This is a genomic window from Blastococcus tunisiensis, from assembly GCF_900112815.1.
In the GTDB taxonomy this organism is placed as follows: domain Bacteria; phylum Actinomycetota; class Actinomycetes; order Mycobacteriales; family Geodermatophilaceae; genus Blastococcus_B; species Blastococcus_B tunisiensis.
Genome location: NZ_FOND01000003.1, coordinates 281,236 through 297,881, shown reverse-complemented (window position 1 = coordinate 297,881; position 16,646 = coordinate 281,236). Strand labels below are relative to the sequence as shown.

The 16,646-nt window shown below is 72.4% G+C and carries 15 protein-coding genes, 1 tRNA gene and 1 pseudogene; 4 read left to right on the top strand and 13 right to left on the bottom strand.

Features of this window, described 5'->3' with window-relative positions:
- Positions 1-8 precede the first annotated feature (8 nt).
- Together chrA and BM142_RS05885 are read left to right on the top strand one after the other, a co-directional pair.
- Positions 9-1,352 carry a chromate efflux transporter gene (gene chrA / locus BM142_RS05890; protein WP_254790573.1) on the top strand — a complete coding sequence of 448 codons (1,344 nt, stop codon included), beginning with the start codon at positions 9-11 and terminating at the stop codon, positions 1,350-1,352.
- A gap of 497 nt (positions 1,353-1,849) precedes the next feature.
- Positions 1,850-2,053 (top strand): helix-turn-helix domain-containing protein, encoded by a 204-nt coding sequence (locus BM142_RS05885; protein ID WP_254790571.1) that lies wholly within the window; start codon positions 1,850-1,852, stop codon positions 2,051-2,053.
- Between the two features lie 56 nt (positions 2,054-2,109).
- Here the strand turns inward: BM142_RS05885 and BM142_RS05880 are convergent, their stop codons facing one another.
- Positions 2,110-3,360: a tyrosine-type recombinase/integrase gene (locus BM142_RS05880; RefSeq protein WP_139228780.1), complete on the bottom strand. Its 1,251-nt coding sequence runs from the start codon at positions 3,358-3,360 to the stop codon at positions 2,110-2,112.
- Positions 3,361-3,469: 109 nt separating this feature from the next.
- Positions 3,470-3,542: transfer RNA gene (locus BM142_RS05875), tRNA-Asn, on the bottom strand.
- 139 nt (positions 3,543-3,681) lie between these two features.
- Between BM142_RS05875 and BM142_RS05870 the strand changes: the two genes are divergently transcribed.
- Positions 3,682-3,891 carry a hypothetical protein gene (locus BM142_RS05870; RefSeq protein ID WP_092195816.1) on the top strand — a complete coding sequence of 70 codons (210 nt, stop codon included), beginning with the start codon at positions 3,682-3,684 and terminating at the stop codon, positions 3,889-3,891.
- Between the two features lie 13 nt (positions 3,892-3,904).
- Here the strand turns inward: BM142_RS05870 and BM142_RS05865 are convergent, their stop codons facing one another.
- From BM142_RS05865 to dusB, 7 genes are all read right to left on the bottom strand, one after another.
- On the bottom strand, positions 3,905-4,480 hold the full coding sequence (locus BM142_RS05865) for a hypothetical protein (RefSeq protein WP_092195815.1): 576 nt from the start codon (positions 4,478-4,480) through the stop codon (positions 3,905-3,907).
- Positions 4,477-6,366: a DNA primase gene (gene dnaG / locus BM142_RS05860; protein ID WP_092195814.1), complete on the bottom strand. Its 1,890-nt coding sequence runs from the start codon at positions 6,364-6,366 to the stop codon at positions 4,477-4,479. Before dnaG ends, BM142_RS05865 begins: the two co-directional genes overlap by 4 nt.
- A complete protein-coding gene (locus BM142_RS05855) occupies positions 6,366-6,872 on the bottom strand; it encodes a hypothetical protein (protein ID WP_092195813.1) in 507 nt (168 codons plus the stop codon). The genes dnaG and BM142_RS05855 overlap by 1 nt, the downstream gene beginning before the upstream one ends.
- 9 nt (positions 6,873-6,881) lie before the next feature.
- The gene (locus BM142_RS05850; RefSeq protein WP_092195812.1) at positions 6,882-7,511 is read right to left on the bottom strand and encodes a YdcF family protein; all 630 of its coding nucleotides are present in this window, start codon (positions 7,509-7,511) and stop codon (positions 6,882-6,884) included.
- 76 nt (positions 7,512-7,587) lie between these two features.
- The gene (ppdK, locus tag BM142_RS05845; protein ID WP_254790569.1) at positions 7,588-10,290 is read right to left on the bottom strand and encodes a pyruvate, phosphate dikinase; all 2,703 of its coding nucleotides are present in this window, start codon (positions 10,288-10,290) and stop codon (positions 7,588-7,590) included.
- Positions 10,291-10,465: 175 nt separating this feature from the next.
- The gene (locus BM142_RS05840) at positions 10,466-10,903 is read right to left on the bottom strand and encodes a hypothetical protein (RefSeq protein ID WP_092195810.1); all 438 of its coding nucleotides are present in this window, start codon (positions 10,901-10,903) and stop codon (positions 10,466-10,468) included.
- Complete coding sequence (gene dusB, locus BM142_RS05835; protein WP_092195809.1) at positions 10,900-12,063, bottom strand: tRNA dihydrouridine synthase DusB; 1,164 nt, start codon at positions 12,061-12,063, stop codon at positions 10,900-10,902. Before dusB ends, BM142_RS05840 begins: the two co-directional genes overlap by 4 nt.
- A 249-nt stretch (positions 12,064-12,312) precedes the next feature.
- On the opposite strand from dusB, the pseudogene BM142_RS25600 reads away from it, so the two are divergent.
- Positions 12,313-12,465 (top strand): annotated as a pseudogene (locus BM142_RS25600) (type IV toxin-antitoxin system AbiEi family antitoxin domain-containing protein); the annotation flags it as partial.
- 1,011 nt (positions 12,466-13,476) lie between these two features.
- Here the strand turns inward: BM142_RS25600 and BM142_RS05830 are convergent.
- The 4 genes from BM142_RS05830 to BM142_RS05815 all read right to left on the bottom strand — a co-directional run bounded on the left by BM142_RS05830 (position 13,477) and on the right by BM142_RS05815 (position 16,507).
- Positions 13,477-14,880 (bottom strand): glycine--tRNA ligase, encoded by a 1,404-nt coding sequence (locus BM142_RS05830; RefSeq protein ID WP_470277779.1) that lies wholly within the window; start codon positions 14,878-14,880, stop codon positions 13,477-13,479.
- Between the two features lie 99 nt (positions 14,881-14,979).
- Positions 14,980-15,381 carry an HNH endonuclease gene (locus BM142_RS05825; RefSeq protein ID WP_254790568.1) on the bottom strand — a complete coding sequence of 134 codons (402 nt, stop codon included), beginning with the start codon at positions 15,379-15,381 and terminating at the stop codon, positions 14,980-14,982.
- Positions 15,382-15,436: 55 nt separating this feature from the next.
- Positions 15,437-15,703 carry an antibiotic biosynthesis monooxygenase gene (locus tag BM142_RS05820; protein ID WP_254790566.1) on the bottom strand — a complete coding sequence of 89 codons (267 nt, stop codon included), beginning with the start codon at positions 15,701-15,703 and terminating at the stop codon, positions 15,437-15,439.
- Positions 15,704-15,787: 84 nt separating this feature from the next.
- Entirely contained in the window at positions 15,788-16,507 is a 720-nt protein-coding gene (locus tag BM142_RS05815) for a hypothetical protein (protein ID WP_092195806.1), read from the bottom strand.
- Between the last annotated feature and the right edge of the window lie 139 nt (positions 16,508-16,646).

Here is a 16,646-nt window from a genome sequence, read left to right as displayed (position 1 = left end):
AGACGGTAGTGCCCTTCGGCACCGCGGTGCGCGCATGGTTCGCGATCTCGCTGCAGACCTTCGGCGGCCCGGCCGGCCAGATCGCGGTCATGCAGCGCACGCTGGTAGACGAGAAGCGGTGGATCGGTCAGCGCCGGTTCCTGCACGCGATGAACTACTGCATGTTGCTGCCCGGCCCGGAGGCCCAGCAGTTGGCCACCTACGTCGGCTGGCTGCTGCACGGGACCCGCGGCGGGCTGCTAGCCGGCGGCCTGTTCGTCCTCCCCGGTGTCATCGCCCTGCTGGTGCTGTCGGCCATCTACGTGGCCTTCGGCTCCACGACCGCCGTGCTGGCGGTCTTCGCCGGGCTGGCGCCGGCGGTGCTCGCGATCGTCGCGCAGGCCGTCGTCCGAGTCGCCAAGCGCGCCCTGAACAGCCGCGTCCTGGTCGTCATCGCCGTGCTCGCCTTCCTGGCGCTGGCACTGTTCGGCGTCCCGTTCCCGGTCGTTGTCGCGCTCGCCGCGCTGGCCGGCTGGGCGCTGGCCCGCTGGCGGCCCTCGGCCCTGCCGCAGAAGGGCAAGGCCGATGCCGCCGAGACCGGGCCGTCCCCGGTCATCTCCGACGACGTCCTGCACACCGAGCCCCCCACGACGCGGCGCACGTTCAAGGTGCTGCTCGTCGGCCTGCTCGTCTGGGGAGTGCCCCTCGCCGCGGTCGCGGTGCTCACCGGCGCGCACAGCGTCTTCACCCAGCAGGGACTGTTCTTCTCCGGAGCGGCAGTGGTGACCTTCGGCGGCGCCTACGCGGTGCTGGCCTACGTCGCCCAGCAGGCGGTGCAGGTCTACGGCTGGCTGGCCCCCGGAGAGATGGTCCGCGGGCTGGCCCTGGCCGAGACCACGCCCGGGCCGCTGATCATGGTCGTGCAGTTCGTCGCGTTCCTCGGGGCCTACCGCGACCCCGGGAGCCTGGACCCGTGGGTGGCCGCCGTCCTGGCGTCGCTGCTGGTCACCTGGGTGACTTTCGTGCCGAGCTTCTTGTTCGTTCTGCTCGGCGCCCCCTACATGGAACGGCTGCGCGGCAACCGGTCGCTGTCCGCCGCTCTCACCGGCATCACCGCCGCCGTTGTCGGCGTCATCGCCAACCTGGGCGTCTACTTCGCGATCCACACGCTGTTCTCCGACACGGTGCGGATGGACCGAGCGATGCTGAACCTGGAACTGCCAGACCCGGGCACGCTGCGCCCTGTCGCCGTGGTAATTGCCGTCGTTGCCGCGATCCTGCTGTTCCGGGTCAAGTGGTCGGTGCTACGAACCCTGGGCGTGTGCGCGGTCCTCGGCCTCGTCGCTGCCCTGGTCGGCCTGCCTGTCGCCTGACCGTCCCCCTCACTTCAAGGGGACTGTGACCGCGCTGCATCGGCAGGGCGAAGGTTGGCGGCCGCGGTACTAGGTCGGCCGCTGCGGCATCGGCCCGGCGGCATGGGGCCGGGCCGAGCAGCGACAGGGCCCTCGCCGTACGGGCCGCAGCCGAGCAGGAACGCGTTCGCCGTCTCCCATGAGAGCCGGCGGGCCTCCCGCACCATCGCGGCGCCCCTCCACCACGCAAGTGGTGGCGGGCGGCCGGTGCGGATCTACGAGTTGGACCACTGCCGCGGTGTAGCCGCGCTCGGGTGGCTGATCGGCGGGAAGGGCGCCCCGGCCGTCTTTGGAGCCCCCGCTGGTCCGTCCGTTGCCGCCGCAGAAGTCCCGGTGCGGTCGCGTCGGGTTCGCAGTCTCCCGCCGATACGCGACCGCGGACGAGCTGTCGATACCTGGGCCTACCTTGCGCTGTGAGCCCACCCGGCCCGCGTCACTAACCCCCAGAGGAGCGCGCCTTGGAGAATCCCGATGACCTGCTGACCACGGCCGAGGTTGCCCAGATCATGCGCTCCCCCATCTCCACGCTGAGGTACTGGCGGCACCTCGGCACCGGGCCGCACAGCTTCCGTGTGGGGCGTCGCGTGGTCTACCGGCGCGCTGACGTGACCGCGTGGCTGCATGAGCAGGCGGAGGCAGGGCGCGCCGATCGAGCGGGGTGAGCGGCGGGAGTCAGCGCCGCCCCCCCGCCGTGCCAGGACTTCACGGCGATGACAGCTCAACGGTTCAGCACCCGCGCCGCCTCCGCGCTGACGACCTGCCGGCCGAAGTAGACGTCGAGCGTCATGGACGGGTTGGCGTGGCCCAGCTGGTCGGCCACCTGGCGCGGACTGAGGCCGGCCTCGTCGAGGCGCGTGGCGACGGTCTTGCGGAAGGTGTGCGAGGTGACCCACGACCAAGGCCCCTCCTCGCAGCGGATGCGTCGCCCGCCTGCCCCGGCCCTGAAGGAGCCGTCCTCGTCGAGCTGATAGCCCGTTCCCCCGCAGGTCTCGCACTCGAACGAGTCGAGCAACTGGCGGAGGTCTCCTGAGACGTTCGACGGATCCCGCAGGGCGCCGGCCAGCGGCGGAGGGAAGACGACCTGAGTGTCCGTCTGCCGGCGAGAACTCGCCCGCCGGTCCTCCAGCATCCGGACAGCGAACTCGGGCAGCGCGATGATCCGCCAGCCAGCGGTGGTCTTCGGCCGCGGCTGGACCGTCAGCCCGGCGCCTGGAACGCGGACGACGGTGGCATTCACCTCCCAGGTTCCGGCCCCGAGGTCGAGGATCGGCTTGCCGTCGCCGTTGCTCCCGTACCGCAGAGCCAGCGCTTCGCCGATCCGGCAGCCGGTGGCAAGCATCCAGTCGACGAGGTCGGGCAGGTCGAGCTCGACCGCGCGGTCGCTGGTCCGGAACAGCTCGACGAGTCGTCCGGTCTCTGCCGCCGCGAGTGCGCGCGGGGGCCGCTTACCACTGCTGATCTTGGCGGTCGAGTCACGCACCGGATTCACCGCGACGGCGCCGTCCTGGATCGCCAGCGCGAACATCCCGGAAAGGCACGCCCGCGCCGTCTTGGCCGCCCCCGGTCCGCTGCTCTTGGCGATGGCGGCCAGCGCCCGGCTGACCACGCCGGACGTCACCTCGCGGATGCAGAGCTGACCGAAGGCCGGCTTGACCTGTTTGTTGACCACTGACCTGTAGGTGCGCTGCGTTCCGGTCGACCAGCCGTGGTCGGCCTCGATCCACGCATCGGCCAACGTGGCCATTCGTGTGGCGGCGGTGATCGCGCCGACGCCACCGGGCGCCTGGCGGCTGGTGAGCTCGACCTTCAGCGCCCGCTCGGCGGCGGCGCGCGACGGACCCACCTTGGACACCAGCCGGACTCGGCCGTCGAAGTCGCGAAACTTCGCACGGGCCTTGACCTGGCCGTTCGGCTGCGCGATGAACAGGACCTTGCCGTACGTGCCGAGCGGGAGCGGTGGCCGGCCCACAGCATCCTCCTCATCCGTTTTGGATGCCTAAAGGATGCCCGACCGTTGCAGGTGACGCCATGAGAAAGGGCCTCAACCAGACAATTCGCTGGTCAAGGCCCTCGTGGAGCTCCCCCGATTGGACTCGAACCAATAACCCTGCGATTAACAGTCGCATGCTCTGCCAATTGAGCTACGGGGGACGAGCGGGTACGACCCGCTGGCCCGACGAGACTACCGCACGGCCGACGGCCTCCCGGGACCGCCTCGCTCACCTCTCGCGTGGCGCGCGGCACAGGTAGCGTGATCATCGTTCTCGCTCGATCGTCTGCGGAGGTACTCGTGGCCAAGCTCTCCTTCCTCGCCGGATTCGGCGCCGGCTACGTCCTCGGCTCGAAGGCCGGCCGCGAGCGGTACGAGCAGATCCGCCGCGGCTGGGAGCACGCGAAGGACGACCCGCGCCTGCAGAGCATCGCCGGCGTCGCGCAGGCCAAGGCCGACGACGCGCTCTCCTCGCTGCGCACCCGGATGGGCAGCGAACCGCCGCGCTGAGCAGCCGCCGTGTTCAGTCGACCCGGTCGGCGGCGACCAGGTCGGCCAGCTTCTGCCGGGCGGCCTCCCGGGCGACCGGATCGCTGCGCCGCTCGTCGTCGTCGAAGACGACGGTCCACTCGCGCGCCTCCTGACCGGGGATCCGGCGGGCCACCAGCAGCACCCCTCCCCCGCCGGGCAGCGGGGCGCGCCGGCTGGCCACGATGGTCTGGTCCACGCGGCGGCGGACGACGGCCGGCAGGTCACCGGCCTCGGTGAGCACGTACCGCTGCTGCGGCTGCCGCGCCTGGACGCCGGGCTCCACCTCGGTGAGCGCGGTGACGAGGAAGCGGCCGCCGCCGTCCGGGGTCGCCGACCAGCGCGCCTCCGCGATCTCGTGCCAGCGCAGCACCGCGGCGTCCTCGACCGAGGTCACCACCGCCGGCACGACGCTCAGGCCGCGGGAGGTGGCGACCAGCCAGCCCTCCTCGCCCGCCAGCGTGCCCCACGCCAGCACCCGCTCGTCGGGATCCGGCGAGGCCAGGACGGCGACCCGCACGGGCTCCGGCGGCCGGGCGAACCGGCGCCTGATCGTGTCGAGGAGGCTCACGGGGTCAGCCCGCCCGTCGCCCGCTTGCGCAGCGAGATCGCCAGCTGCTCCAGGTCCATGAGCTGCTTGAACGCCTTCATGTAGTCGTCGGAGGACTCGACCGGGTTCATCCGCTGCAGCTTGCCCTTCACGGTCGCGATCTGCCGGACGGTGTAGATCTCCTGCAGCCGGGCCATCAGCGCGTTGACGTAGTGGGCGTCGCCCTCCCCCACCGTCCGCATGGGCTCGACGGCCAGCGCGGTCAGCTGGGCACGGGCGGACTCCCGAGAGCAGTGCGCGGTGAGCTGCTCCAGCCAGGCCGCACCGGTCACCGTCGCGCCCGCGGCCCCTCCGGCGGCGGCCACGGCGGCGGCCACGGCCGCGTAGTCGGGGTCGGTGTACGCGTCGGGCGGGACGGCGTCGAAGGACGGGCCCGCGACCTCCGGGACCTGCAGAGCCGCCTTGACCGCCTCCCGCTCGATCTCCACCGCGACGTCGTCCGGGCTCTTCTGCGGCACCCGGGCCCGCGGGCGGCCGCGACCCGACTGACCGTCGTTCCCGGACAGCCGGCGCAGCCGCTCCATCACGTCGGTCTCGTCCGGCAGGCCGAGCAGCCCCGCCAGCCGACGGGCGTAGGCCGGGCGCAGGGCGTGGTCCTTGATCTGGGCGAGCAGCGGCGCCGTCTTCTCCAGTGCGTGCACCCTCCCCTCGACGGTGTCGAGGTCGTAGCCGGCCAGCGTCGTCTTGAGCACGAACTCGATCAGCGGGGTGCGCCGGGCGACGAGGTCGCGGACGGCGGCGTCCCCGTGCTCCTGGCGCAGCTCGCACGGGTCGTGCCCGTTCGGCTCGACGGCGACGAACGTCTGGCCGACGAACCGCTGGTCCTCGGCGAAGGTCTTCATGGCCGCGGCCTGGCCCGCCGCGTCGCCGTCGAAGGTGTAGACGACCTCGCCGCGGAACTCGTCCTGGTCCATCAGCAGCCGGCGCAGCACGCTGATGTGCTCGCCGCCGAACGCCGTGCCGCAGGAGGCGACCGCCGTCGTGACGCCGGCCAGGTGGCAGGCCATCACGTCGGTGTAGCCCTCGACGACGACGGCCTGGTGCCGCTTGGCGATGTCGCGCTTGGCCCGCTCGATGCCGTAGAGCACGGTGCTCTTCTTGTAGAGCGGCGTCTCGGGGGTGTTCAGGTACTTCGGGCCCGGGTCGTCGTCCATCAGCTTGCGGGCGCCGAAGCCGATCACGTCGCCGGTGATGTCGCGGATCGGCCAGACCAGCCGCCGGTGGAAGCGGTCGATCAGCGTGCCGCGGGAGGACTCCTTGGCGAGGCCACCGGTGACCAGCTCGGCCTGGCTGAAGCCCTTCGCGCGCAGGTGCCGGGTCAGGGCGTCCCAGCCGCCGGGGGCGAAGCCGCAGCCGAAGTCCAGGGCCACCTGACGGTCGAAGCCACGCTCGGCGAGGAACTGGCGGGCGGGCGCTGCCTCCGGCGTGCCCAACTGCTCGGCGAAGAACGCCGCGGCGGCGGTGTTGGCGGCGACGAGGCGGGCCCGCTGGCCGACGTTGGCCCGGTCGGGCGCGCCGGTCGCGCGGCCGCTGTCGTCCTCGTAGTGCAGCTCGACATTCGCGCGGCCGGCCAGCAGCTCGACGGCCTCGGAGAACGACAGATGGTCGATGTTCTGCACGAAAGAAATGACGTCGCCGCCGACCCCACATCCAAAACAATGGTAGAGATTTCGCGTGGGAGTCACCTGGAAAGAAGGTGATTTCTCGTCGTGGAACGGGCACAGCCCCTTCAGGCTGCCGCCGCCGGCGCGCTTGAGCTGCAGGTGCTCCCCGACGATCTCGTCGATCTTCGAGCGCTCGCGGACCAGTGCGATGTCCGCGGCCCGGATGCGTCCCCGGCCGGCCATCAGCTGCCCCCGGCCACGGCGCCGGCGGTCACGGCAGTCATCGCGGCGGTGTTCCGGCGACGGATGACGAGCTCGAGCCAGAGCAGGAAGACCTGGTGGTCCAGCGGTATCGCGGGCTCGGCATCGAGGGTCGGCCGCGGCGACCAGCCGCCGCTGGAGCCGCTGACGGCGACCTGCCGGCCGCCGGACAGGAACCGGTGGGTGCCCTTCCAGACCGAGCCGCTCTCCACCTCGACCCGGGTGCCCTCGAGCTCCACCGTCCAGGTGCCCTTCCAGGAGGACACCTTCCTGGCGCGAACCCGGGCGGACCCCTCGGGCTCGGCGGCCCGTCGTCCGGTCAGCTCACCCTTGTGGCGGCTGAACACCCACTCGCGGTCGCCGATCCGGGCCGTGGCCGAGTCCTTCCAGTTCGAGGCGGCAAGGGCTGCGACGACCACGCCGTCCCGCAGCACGGGAGCCACTCCCGTGGGGGTCCCGGCGGTACCGGGCTTGCCCAGCTCGAGCACGGATCCTCCTCAGCCGATCCCGGGCGCCCCGGCGACGCTCTCGCCGGTCGCGCGGTAGAGCAGGTACGCAGCAGTCTCCCGCACGATGTAGCGGAGCTGGGTGGCGCGGGTCTGCACGGCCGGGCCTTGCCGGGTGGGTGAGCTCTCGGCCTCGATGCCGGCGTCCTCGGCCATCCGCTCGGCGCGCATCGCGTGCCAGGGGTCGGTGACGACGACGGCGCTGCCCCAGCCGCGCTCGTCGAAGGCCGCCGCCACCACCCGCATGCTCTGCAGGGTGTCGACACCTTGCTCCACGGCGAGCAGGGCGTCCTCCGGCACACCGGCGTTCGCCAGGTACTCACGGCCCGCCTCGGCCTCGGTGAACTCGTCGCCCTCCGCCCGGCCGCCCACGGTGACGATCCTGGGAGCCACGCCCTGCTCGTAGAGGGCGATCGCATGCTCCAGCCGCGCCTCGAAGATCGACGAGGGCACGCCGTTGTACTGCGCCGAACCCAGCACGACGATCGCGTCGGACTCCGGGCGCGAGTCCTGCCGGGCGTTCCACCAGATCGCCAGCCCGGTCGAGCCGACCAGCAGCACGAGGGCGAGGACGGCGGCCCCGGCCACCCGGTTCAACAGGTTCCCGATGCGCACCCCCACGCGTCATGGGTACCACGCGGAGCCGACACCGCGACGCCCCCGGGGACGAGGCGTCGTACGCGTCCGGTGCACCGGCTCACGAGCCGGCGCGGTCCCCGCCCAGCGCGGCCCGCCCGGCCTCGAGGCGGGCGACCGGCACCCGGAACGGGGAGCAGGAGACGTAGTCCAGGCCGACGTCGTGGAAGAAGTGCACCGAATCGGGGTCGCCGCCGTGCTCGCCGCAGATGCCGAGCTTCAGGTCCGGGCGCGCGGTGCGTCCGGCCTCCGCGCCGATCTGCACGAGCCGGCCCACGCCCTCGCGGTCCAGCGACTCGAACGGCGAGACCCCGAAGATGCCCTTGTCCAGGTACTGGTGGAAGAACGCGGCCTCGACGTCGTCCCGGGAGAAGCCCCAGGTCATCTGCGTGAGGTCGTTGGTGCCGAAGGAGAAGAACTCGGCGTACTCGGCGATCTCGCCCGCGGTCAGCGCGGCCCGCGGCACCTCGATCATCGTGCCGATCAGCGCGGTGATGTCGACGCCCTCGGTCCGGCAGACCTCGGCCAGCACCCGCTCGGACTCCTCGCGGATCGCCTCCAGCTCCTGGACGGCGCCGACCAGCGGGATCATGATCTCCGGCCGCGGGTCGCCCCCTGCCTTGCGCCGCTCGCACGCCGCCTCGCCGATCGCGCGCACCTGCATCGCGAACAGGCCCTGCACGACCAGCCCGAGCCGCACGCCGCGCAGGCCGAGCATCGGGTTCGACTCGTGCATGCCCCGGACGGCGGCCAGCAGCCGCAGGTTGCCCTCGTCCGGCTCCCCCCGCTCCTCGGCCACCGCGACGCGCACCGAGAGCTCGGTGAGGTCGGGCAGGAACTCGTGCAGCGGCGGGTCGAGCAGCCGGACGGTCACCGGCAGCCCGTCCATCGCCTCGAAGATCTCCAAGAAGTCCTGCTTCTGCAGCGGCTCCAGGGCATCGAGGGCGGCCTGCCGCTCCTCGTCGCCGTCGGCCAGGATCAGCTTCTCCACCAGCTTCCGGCGGTCGCTGCCGAGGAACATGTGCTCGGTGCGGCACAGCCCGATCCCCTGCGCGCCGAACCTGCGGGCGCGGGCGGAGTCGTCGGGGGTGTCGGCGTTGGTGCGCACGTCGAGCCGCCGGGTCTCGTCGGCGTGGGTGAGGATCCGGTGGACGCTGCGCACCAGGTCGTCCGCCTCGTCGGAGTCGGGCGCGATCTCTCCCTCGAAGTACCGCACGACCGAGGAGGGCTCCACCGGCACCTCGCCCAACCACACCCGGCCGGTCGAGCCGTCGATGGAGATGACGTCACCCTCGGCCACCTCGGTGCCGTCGGGCGCGGTGAACTTCTTGTTCTTGGTGTCGACCAGCAGCTCCTCGGCGCCGCACACGCAGGTCTTGCCCATCCCCCGCGCGACGACGGCGGCGTGCGACGTCTTGCCGCCGCGGCTGGTCAGCACGCCCTGGGCGGCGATCATCCCTGAGAGGTCGTCGGGGTTGGTCTCCCGGCGGACCAGGATGACGTCCTCCCCGCGGTCGGCCCACTTCGCCGCGTCCGCGGAGGAGAAGACCGCTTTGCCGACGGCGGCGCCCGGCGAGGCGTTCATGCCCTGGGTGAGCTGCGTGGCGTCCCCGCCCTCGACGAAGCGCGGGAACATCAGCTGGGCGAGCTGGTCGCCGGTCACCCGGCGGACGGCCTCGTCCATGTCGATGAGGCCCTCGTCGACCAGCTGGGTGGCGATGACGAACGCCGCCCCCGCCGTCCGCTTGCCGACCCGGGTCTGCAGCATCCAGAGCTTGTTGCGCTCGATGGTGAACTCGATGTCGCACAGGTCGCGGTAGTGCGACTCCAGCCGGGACATCGTCGTCATCAGCTCGTCGTAGGCGCCCTTGTCCAGGTCCTCCAGGTCGGCCAGTGGCACCGTGTTGCGGATGCCCGCGACGACGTCCTCCCCCTGGGCGTTCTGCAGGTAGTCGCCGTACACGCCCTGCGCGCCGCTGCCCGGGTCCCGGGTGAACGCGACGCCGGTGCCGGAGTCGCTGCCCAGGTTGCCGAACACCATGGAACAGACGTTGACGGCGGTGCCCGCGTCGCTGGGGATGCGCTCGCGCCGGCGGTAGATGATCGCGCGGTCGGAGTTCCACGAGTCGAAGACGGCGTTGATCGCCATGTCCATCTGCTCGCGCGGGTCCTGCGGGAAGTCATGATCGGTGTGCTCGCGGACGATCGCCTTGAACCGGTCGACGACGTCCCGGAGGTGGCCGGCGTCGAGGTCCAGGTCGGACTCGGTGCCCTGTTCGGCTTTCGCCGCGTCGAGGGCCTCGTCGAACAGCTCGCCGTCGATGTCGAGCACGGTCTTGCCGAACATCTGGATCAGCCGGCGGTAGGAGTCCCAGGCGAAGCGCTCGCTGCCCGACTGCTGCGCCAGGCCCTGCACCGACTCGTCGTTGAGACCGACGTTGAGGACCGTCTCCATCATCCCGGGCATGGAGGCCGCCGCCCCCGAGCGCACCGACACCAGCAGGGGGTCGCCCGGATCACCGAGGGCCTTGCCCATCGCCTTCTCCAGGGCGGCGAGGTGCTCGCTGACCTGCGCGTCCAGCTCCGGCGGCGTGCCGCCGTTCTCCAGGTAGTAGCGGCAGGCGTCGGTGGTGATGGTGAACCCGGGCGGGACGGGCAGCCCCAGGTTGGTCATCTCGGCCAGGTTGGCGCCCTTGCCGCCCAGCAGGTCCTTCTGGTCCTTGCTGCCCTCGCTGAAGTCGTAGACCCATTTCGTCCCGGCCACCGCGCACCTCCGCATCCGTCCGCCTTCCGGCGGGCCCGTCCCCCGGGGACGGCGACGCCGTGTCGGACAAGACGTCATAAACGTCCCATGGAGGTAGGCGTCGATCGTGACGGACAACGGCGGCCGACGCGACCCCTCGCCCGGTGACGCGGATCACGATCACCGATGTGGGCAATCAGCCCCCGGCGGCGATCCCGCAGACGCGCAGCCCGTCCTGGCCGACGACCGTCAGCTCGACCGTGGCGCCGTCCGACCACTCCACCGGCACGAGGCGGGCGTCACCGTCCTCGACGGGCGTGCCGATCCGCGCGGTGCCCTCGCCCAAGTACGTGGCGGCGACGTCCTCCGGTGCCAGCCGGGCCTGCTCCTCCACGCAGAGGAGCTCGTAGGCGACCTCGAGGTCGTCCTGCGACAGCGCCTCGACGAAGACGCCGGCGACCTCGCGCGCCTGGTCGGCGCCCGAGCCGCGCAGGAGGAGCGTCATCGCCACCATGAGGACGGCGAAGAGGACGGTGCCGCCGAAGATCAGCACCAGCCATTTGCCCGACCGCTGGGGGGCGCCGGTGTGCAGCGGCTCCGGTCCGTCGTCGTAGAGGAACGGGCCGGTCGTCATCCGCCGCTCACTTCCAGCTCGGCGCCCGCGGGCGGGTGTGGGTCGTCCCGGTCGGTCAGCCAGCCCTCGGGCAGGGCCACCGGCCGGGGCGTGCTGGTGCGCCCCCGCGGTGCGCCGAGGACGGCGGCCGGATAGGGCTGGTCGGGGATGCCGGCGAGCAGCCCGGCCAGCTCGTCGAGGCCGCTCACCATCGCCAGCGCGCGGCGGGTCTCCGAGCCGACCGAGAAGCCCTTGAGGTACCAGGCGACGTGCTTGCGGAAGTCGGTGCAGCCGTGCACCTCGCCCTGCTCCTCGCTCAGCAGCGTGGCGTGCCGGTGCATGATCGCCGCGACCTCGGCCATGGTCGGCAGGGCCCGGCGCGGCGCCCCGGTGAACGCGGCGGCCAGGTCACCGAACAGCCAGGGCCGGCCGAGGCAGCCCCGCCCGATGACCACGCCCGCGCAGCCGGTCTCGGCGACCATGCGCAGGGCGTCGTCGGCCTCCCAGATGTCGCCGTTGCCGAGCACCGGGATGTCGACCGCCTCGACGAGCCGCGCGATCGGCGCCCAGTCGGCGGTGCCGCTGTAGAGCTGGTCGGCGGTGCGCCCGTGCAGCGTGATGGCGGCGGCGCCCTCGTCCTGGGCGATCCGGCCCGCGTCGAGGTAGGTGACGTGGTCGGCGTCGATGCCGATGCGGGTCTTGACGGTGACCGGCACGTCCTTCGCCGCGCGCACGGCCTCGCGGACGATGTTCCGCAGCAGCACGCGGTGCCAGGGCAGCGCCGAGCCCCCGCCCTTGCGGGTCACCTTGGGCACCGGGCAGCCGAAGTTGAGGTCGATGTGCGCCGGCCGGGTGCCGGCGACCCCCTCGTCGACCAGCATCTCCACGGCCCGGCCGACGGTGGCCGGGTCGACGCCGTAGAGCTGCACGGAGAAGGCGTCCTTCTCGTCGGCGGTCGCCCGGATCATCCGCAGCGTCTTCTCGTTGCGCTCGACCAGGGCCCGCGTGGTGATCATCTCGCAGACGTAGAGGCCCGCCCCGAACTCCCGGCACAGCGTGCGGAACGCCGGGTTGGTGATCCCGGCCATCGGCGCGAGCACCACCGCGGGGTCGACCGCGAGCGCACCGAGCTTCAGCGGCGGCAGGGCAGCCGTCGTCGTCGGCTCGAGCGTCGTGGTCACGCCACCCAGAGTAGGTGCCGTCGATCAACTCCCGAGAAGCCCCGGGCGCTGGTGGTGAGCCGCGCTGGCCGATGGTGAGCCACGCCGTGGCGCGGCTCACCATCAGGGGAAGCGGCGACGCCGAAGCCTTCCGACAATCCCGAGGCCATCCGAGGAACCCGGACCCGGGTCCGTCCACGACCGGGTGCGCTGTCCACAGATCATGGGCGACCGTGTCGGTCCGGACCCACTGTCCCGCACCGTGCGTCCGTGCCTCCGACAGTCGCTGTCCCCCTCGCCGTCGACGAGCCCGTCCGCCGCCGGCTGGGCATCTTCACCACCTCCGACCTCGCCGACCACGGGATCGGTGAGAGCGAGATCCGCACCGCCGTCCGCGACGGGACATGGGTGCGGCTGCGCACCGGCGTGTTCGTGACCGCAGCCGACCTCGCCGAGGTCGAACGGACCGGCCGCCGTCCGGGACTGGACGCTCTCGCCGTGACGGTCGGCTTCGACCGGCGCTCCACCGTCCTCAGTGGTGGCACCGCGGCCTGGGTCTGGGGCCTGCCGCGGCCGCGGACGGCGACCTCGACGGTAGAGCTGACGGATCCGCACCGGTGGCGCCGGGGTCGCGGTTGGTTGATGACCCGGGCGGCACTGCCGGACGACGAGGTCACCGTGCGCGGGGCCTACCGGGTGACCACGGCGGCACGCACGCTGGTCGACGTGGCTCGGTCGTGGGCCGAGGTGCACGCGGTCGCGGCCGTCGACGCCGCGCTGCTGCGCGGGCTGACGACGCGGGCAGAGCTGAGCCGCGTGCTCGAGCGGCAGTCGCGGGTGGCCGGGATACCACGGTCGGTGCGCGCTATCGGCCTGGCCGACGGCAGGGCGGAGTCCTGGCTGGAGACCTACGGCCGCCTGGTCTTCGCCGCGCTGGGGCTGCCACCCTTCGTTCCCCAGGTCGAGCTCTGGTCCGGTCACCGACTGCTGAAGGTCGTGGACGGCTGGTACGCCGATGCCGCGCTGGCGGTGGAGTTCGACGGCCGGGTCAAGTACCGGCGGCCGGGATACGGGCGGACGCCGGAGGAGGAACTCTGGCGGGAGAAGCGGGTCGAGGACCAGTTGCGCTCGCTGGGCGTCCGGTTCGTCCGGGTGGCCGGCGAGGACCTCGGCGAAGGACGACGGCAGGGGCTCGGCGGCCACGTACGCCGGGAACTGGGCCGTCCCGGCCCGGTGGAGCGCCGGTTCCGGGAGATCACGCGGGCCGTCGGACGCGTGCGCGACGAAGGCCGGAGGAGGACGGCTGGCTGCCGCGCGCCGACGATCGCGTCGGCATTCAGGACCGCCCAACCTGATGGGGAGCCGTGCCGTGGCGCGGCTCCCCATCAGCCGGTGTGGCTCAGCAGCCGGTGTGGCTCAGCAGCCGGTGGGAGCTCAGCAGCCGGGGAGGCGGGCCGCCAGGTAGGCCTCGACGGCGTCCAGCCCGACCCGCTCCTGGCTCATCGAGTCCCGTTCGCGGATGGTCACGGCCTGGTCCTCGAGGGTGTCGAAGTCCACCGTGATGCAGAACGGCGTCCCGACCTCGTCCTGCCGGCGGTACCGGCGGCCGATCGCACCGGCGTCGTCGAAGTCCACGTTCCAGTTCCGCCGCAGGGTGGCGGCGAGGTCCTTGGCCTTCGGCGAGAGGTCGGCGTTGCGCGACAGCGGCAGGACGGCGGCCTTCACCGGCGCCAGCCGCGGGTCGAGCTTCAGCACCGTCCGGACGTCGACCCCGCCCTTGGCGTTGGGCGCCTCGTCCTCGGTGTAGGCCTCGACGAGGAAGGCCATGAGCGACCGGGTCAGGCCCGCTGCGGGCTCGATGACGTACGGCGTCCAGCGGGTGTTGCTGGCCTGGTCGAAGTAGGACAGGTCGGTGCCGGAGTGCTCGCTGTGCGTCGACAGGTCGAAGTCGGTGCGGTTGGCGATGCCCTCCAGCTCACCCCACTCCGAGCCCTGGAAGCCGAACCGGTACTCGATGTCGACGGTGCGCTTGGAGTAGTGCGACAGCTTCTCCTTCGGGTGCTCGAAGTGCCGCAGGTTGTCCCGGTCGATGCCGAGGCCGGTGTACCAGCTGGTCCGCTGGTCGATCCAGTACTGGTGCCACTCCTCGTCGGTGCCCGGCTCGACGAAGAACTCCATCTCCATCTGCTCGAACTCGCGGGTGCGGAAGATGAAGTTGCCGGGGGTGATCTCGTTGCGGAACGACTTGCCGATCTGGCCGATGCCGAACGGCGGCTTCTTCCGCGCGGCACCCATCACGTTGGCGAAGTTGACGAAGATGCCCTGGGCGGTCTCCGGGCGCAGGTAGTGCAGGCCGGACTCGTCCTCGACCGGGCCGAGGTAGGTCTTGAGCATCATGTTGAAGTCGCGCGGCTCGGTCCACGCGCCCTTCGTGCCGCAGTTCGGGCAGGAGATGTCGGCCAGCCCGTTCTCGGGCAGCCGGCCCTTCTTCTCCTCGTAGGCCTCCTCGAGGTGGTCGGCCCGGAACCGCTTGTGGCAGCTCTGGCACTCCGTCAGCGGGTCGGTGAAGACGCCGACGTGGCCGGAGGCCACCCAGGTCTGGCGCGGGAGGATCACCGAGGAGTCCAGGCCGACGATGTCGTCCCGGCTCTGGACGACGGTGCGCCACCACTGCTTCTTGATGTTCTCCTTGAGCTCGACCCCGAGCGGGCCGTAGTCCCACGCCGAGCGGGTGCCGCCGTAGATCTCCCCCGACGGGAAGACGAACCCCCGGCGCTTGCAGAGGTTCACCACCTTGTCGAGGCGGGCGGGGTCGTGCTTGGCGGTGCTCTCGCTCACGGCGGGGGGCTCCATCCGGCTGGCGGTCGGTGGTTGACCCGCCCACGGTAGTTGCCGCCCCGGCGCCGCCTCGCACAGCGTCGCCGGGCACCGGGCCGGCTACGGGCGATGCTCCACGGCGGCGACACCCGCCGTGGCCGGTTCGTCGTCCGGCGTCCCGAACCGCAGCGCCAGCGCGGCCCGGACCTCGAGGTGCCGGACCAGGAAGGCCCGCTCGTCCAGTCGCTTGCGGCGGAGCCAGCCGGTGACCTCGTCGTTGCACTTGCTGGCGTTGCACGACCGGCAGGCCGGCGCGATGTTGTCGAGGGTGTACCGCCCGCCGCGCGAGATCGGCAGCACGCAGTCCCGCTGCAGCGGACCGTCGGCCGCGCCGCAGTAGGCGCAGCCGCCCCAGGCCGCCTGCAGCGCCACCCACTGCTCGGCGCTGAGGTCGTGCTCGACGCGGGCCATGCGCCGCTGCCGCTTCCGGGCACTCCTCGCCCTGCGCGTCTGCCCGGCCACGCCCGGATCGTATGGCCCACCGGGGAGGACCGGCCGAGGCCGCGCGGGGAACGAGTCAGTCGGTGAGGTAGACCCCGGGCTCGTCGAGGGCGTGCACCCAGACCGGCGCCCCGGCGATCTTCACATCGGCGGCCGAGAGCCCGCGCCGGTAGGAGCCCACCCCGTCCCAGCGGGTGACCAGGGCCCACAGGGACGGGTCGTCGGCGGACCTGCCCAGCTCGCCGTGCAGGAACCCCGGCCGGGCCGCCAGCGCCGCCAGCAGGGCTTCGACGGCCGCCGCCAGCGCCGCGCCGTCGTCCCCTGCGGCCCGAAGCCGTGTCACCGCGAACACCGAGCTCTCCCGTCCGTCGTCCCTGTGCCCGCCGACCCTGCCATGCGGCTCCACCCGCGCCTCCGGGCGGCCGGGTCAGAAGAAATCACAGACCGTCAGGTCGGCCTGCACGTAGACCAGCAGGGTGAACGTCGTGCCGTCGTCCATGGCCAGCGAGAAGGTGCCGACGTCGGCGCCGCTGAGCTCGTCGTACCGGATGTCGTCGAACGTCCCCTCGGTGAACCCGACGCCGCCGAGCACCTGCGTGTAGAAGTAGCGGCCGAGTTCGTACGGCGGGTCCACCCCGCCGGCCGCGGTGGTGGCGGCGGCCTGCACCTCGGCGCACGAGAGGTCGAACGCGGTCTGCCACTGCCCGTCCGCCAGGGCCTCGACCCAGGCGAGGGCGACCTCGTCGGACCCGGGGAACGCGTTGGCCGCGACGGCGGTGGGCTCGGCGAACTGCGCCCCGCCGGGGAGACCGCCGAGCGCGGGCTCCCGCGTCGGCTCGGCCGGGGACGAGGTCGTGGGTGCGCTCGACGACGTGGCGGCGCCCGACGACGCGGCGGCCCGGTTCTCGGCACGCGGGTCGCCGCCGGTCAGCAGCAGCACCAGGGCGATGCCCAGCCCGGACAGCAGCACCGCACCACCGACGATCAGCCAGGGCAGCAGGTTCCGCCTCCCCGGGGGCTGCGCCGGCGGACCGTACGGACCGGGCTGCCCGTACGGCGCCGGCTGGTGCTGGGGAGGCTGCTGGCCGTAGGGGCCGGGCTGGTCCTGCGGAGCGGGCGGGCCGTACGGCCCGGGGGGCTGGATCATGGTTCTCGGGAGCTCTCTCGGGCAGCGTGTGCGGGGGCGGTGCTCGCCCGGCGGATGAGCACCGTACTGGGGAGCCACCGCATCCGGGACCGGATACGGCGTCGCGGCCCTGTGCGGGGTCCCGCCCGGAGCTCGCGAA

Bases quoted from the DNA above. Each gene is read 5' to 3' on its own strand.
- dnaG (WP_092195814.1), bottom strand. From the start codon at position 6,366: ATGGCCGGCCGGGGACGCATCCGGGCCGCGGACATCGCACTGGTCCGC.
- BM142_RS05815 (WP_092195806.1), bottom strand. From the start codon at position 16,507: ATGATCCAGCCCCCCGGGCCGTACGGCCCGCCCGCTCCGCAGGACCAG.
- BM142_RS05840 (WP_092195810.1), bottom strand. From the start codon at position 10,903: ATGACGACCGGCCCGTTCCTCTACGACGACGGACCGGAGCCGCTGCAC.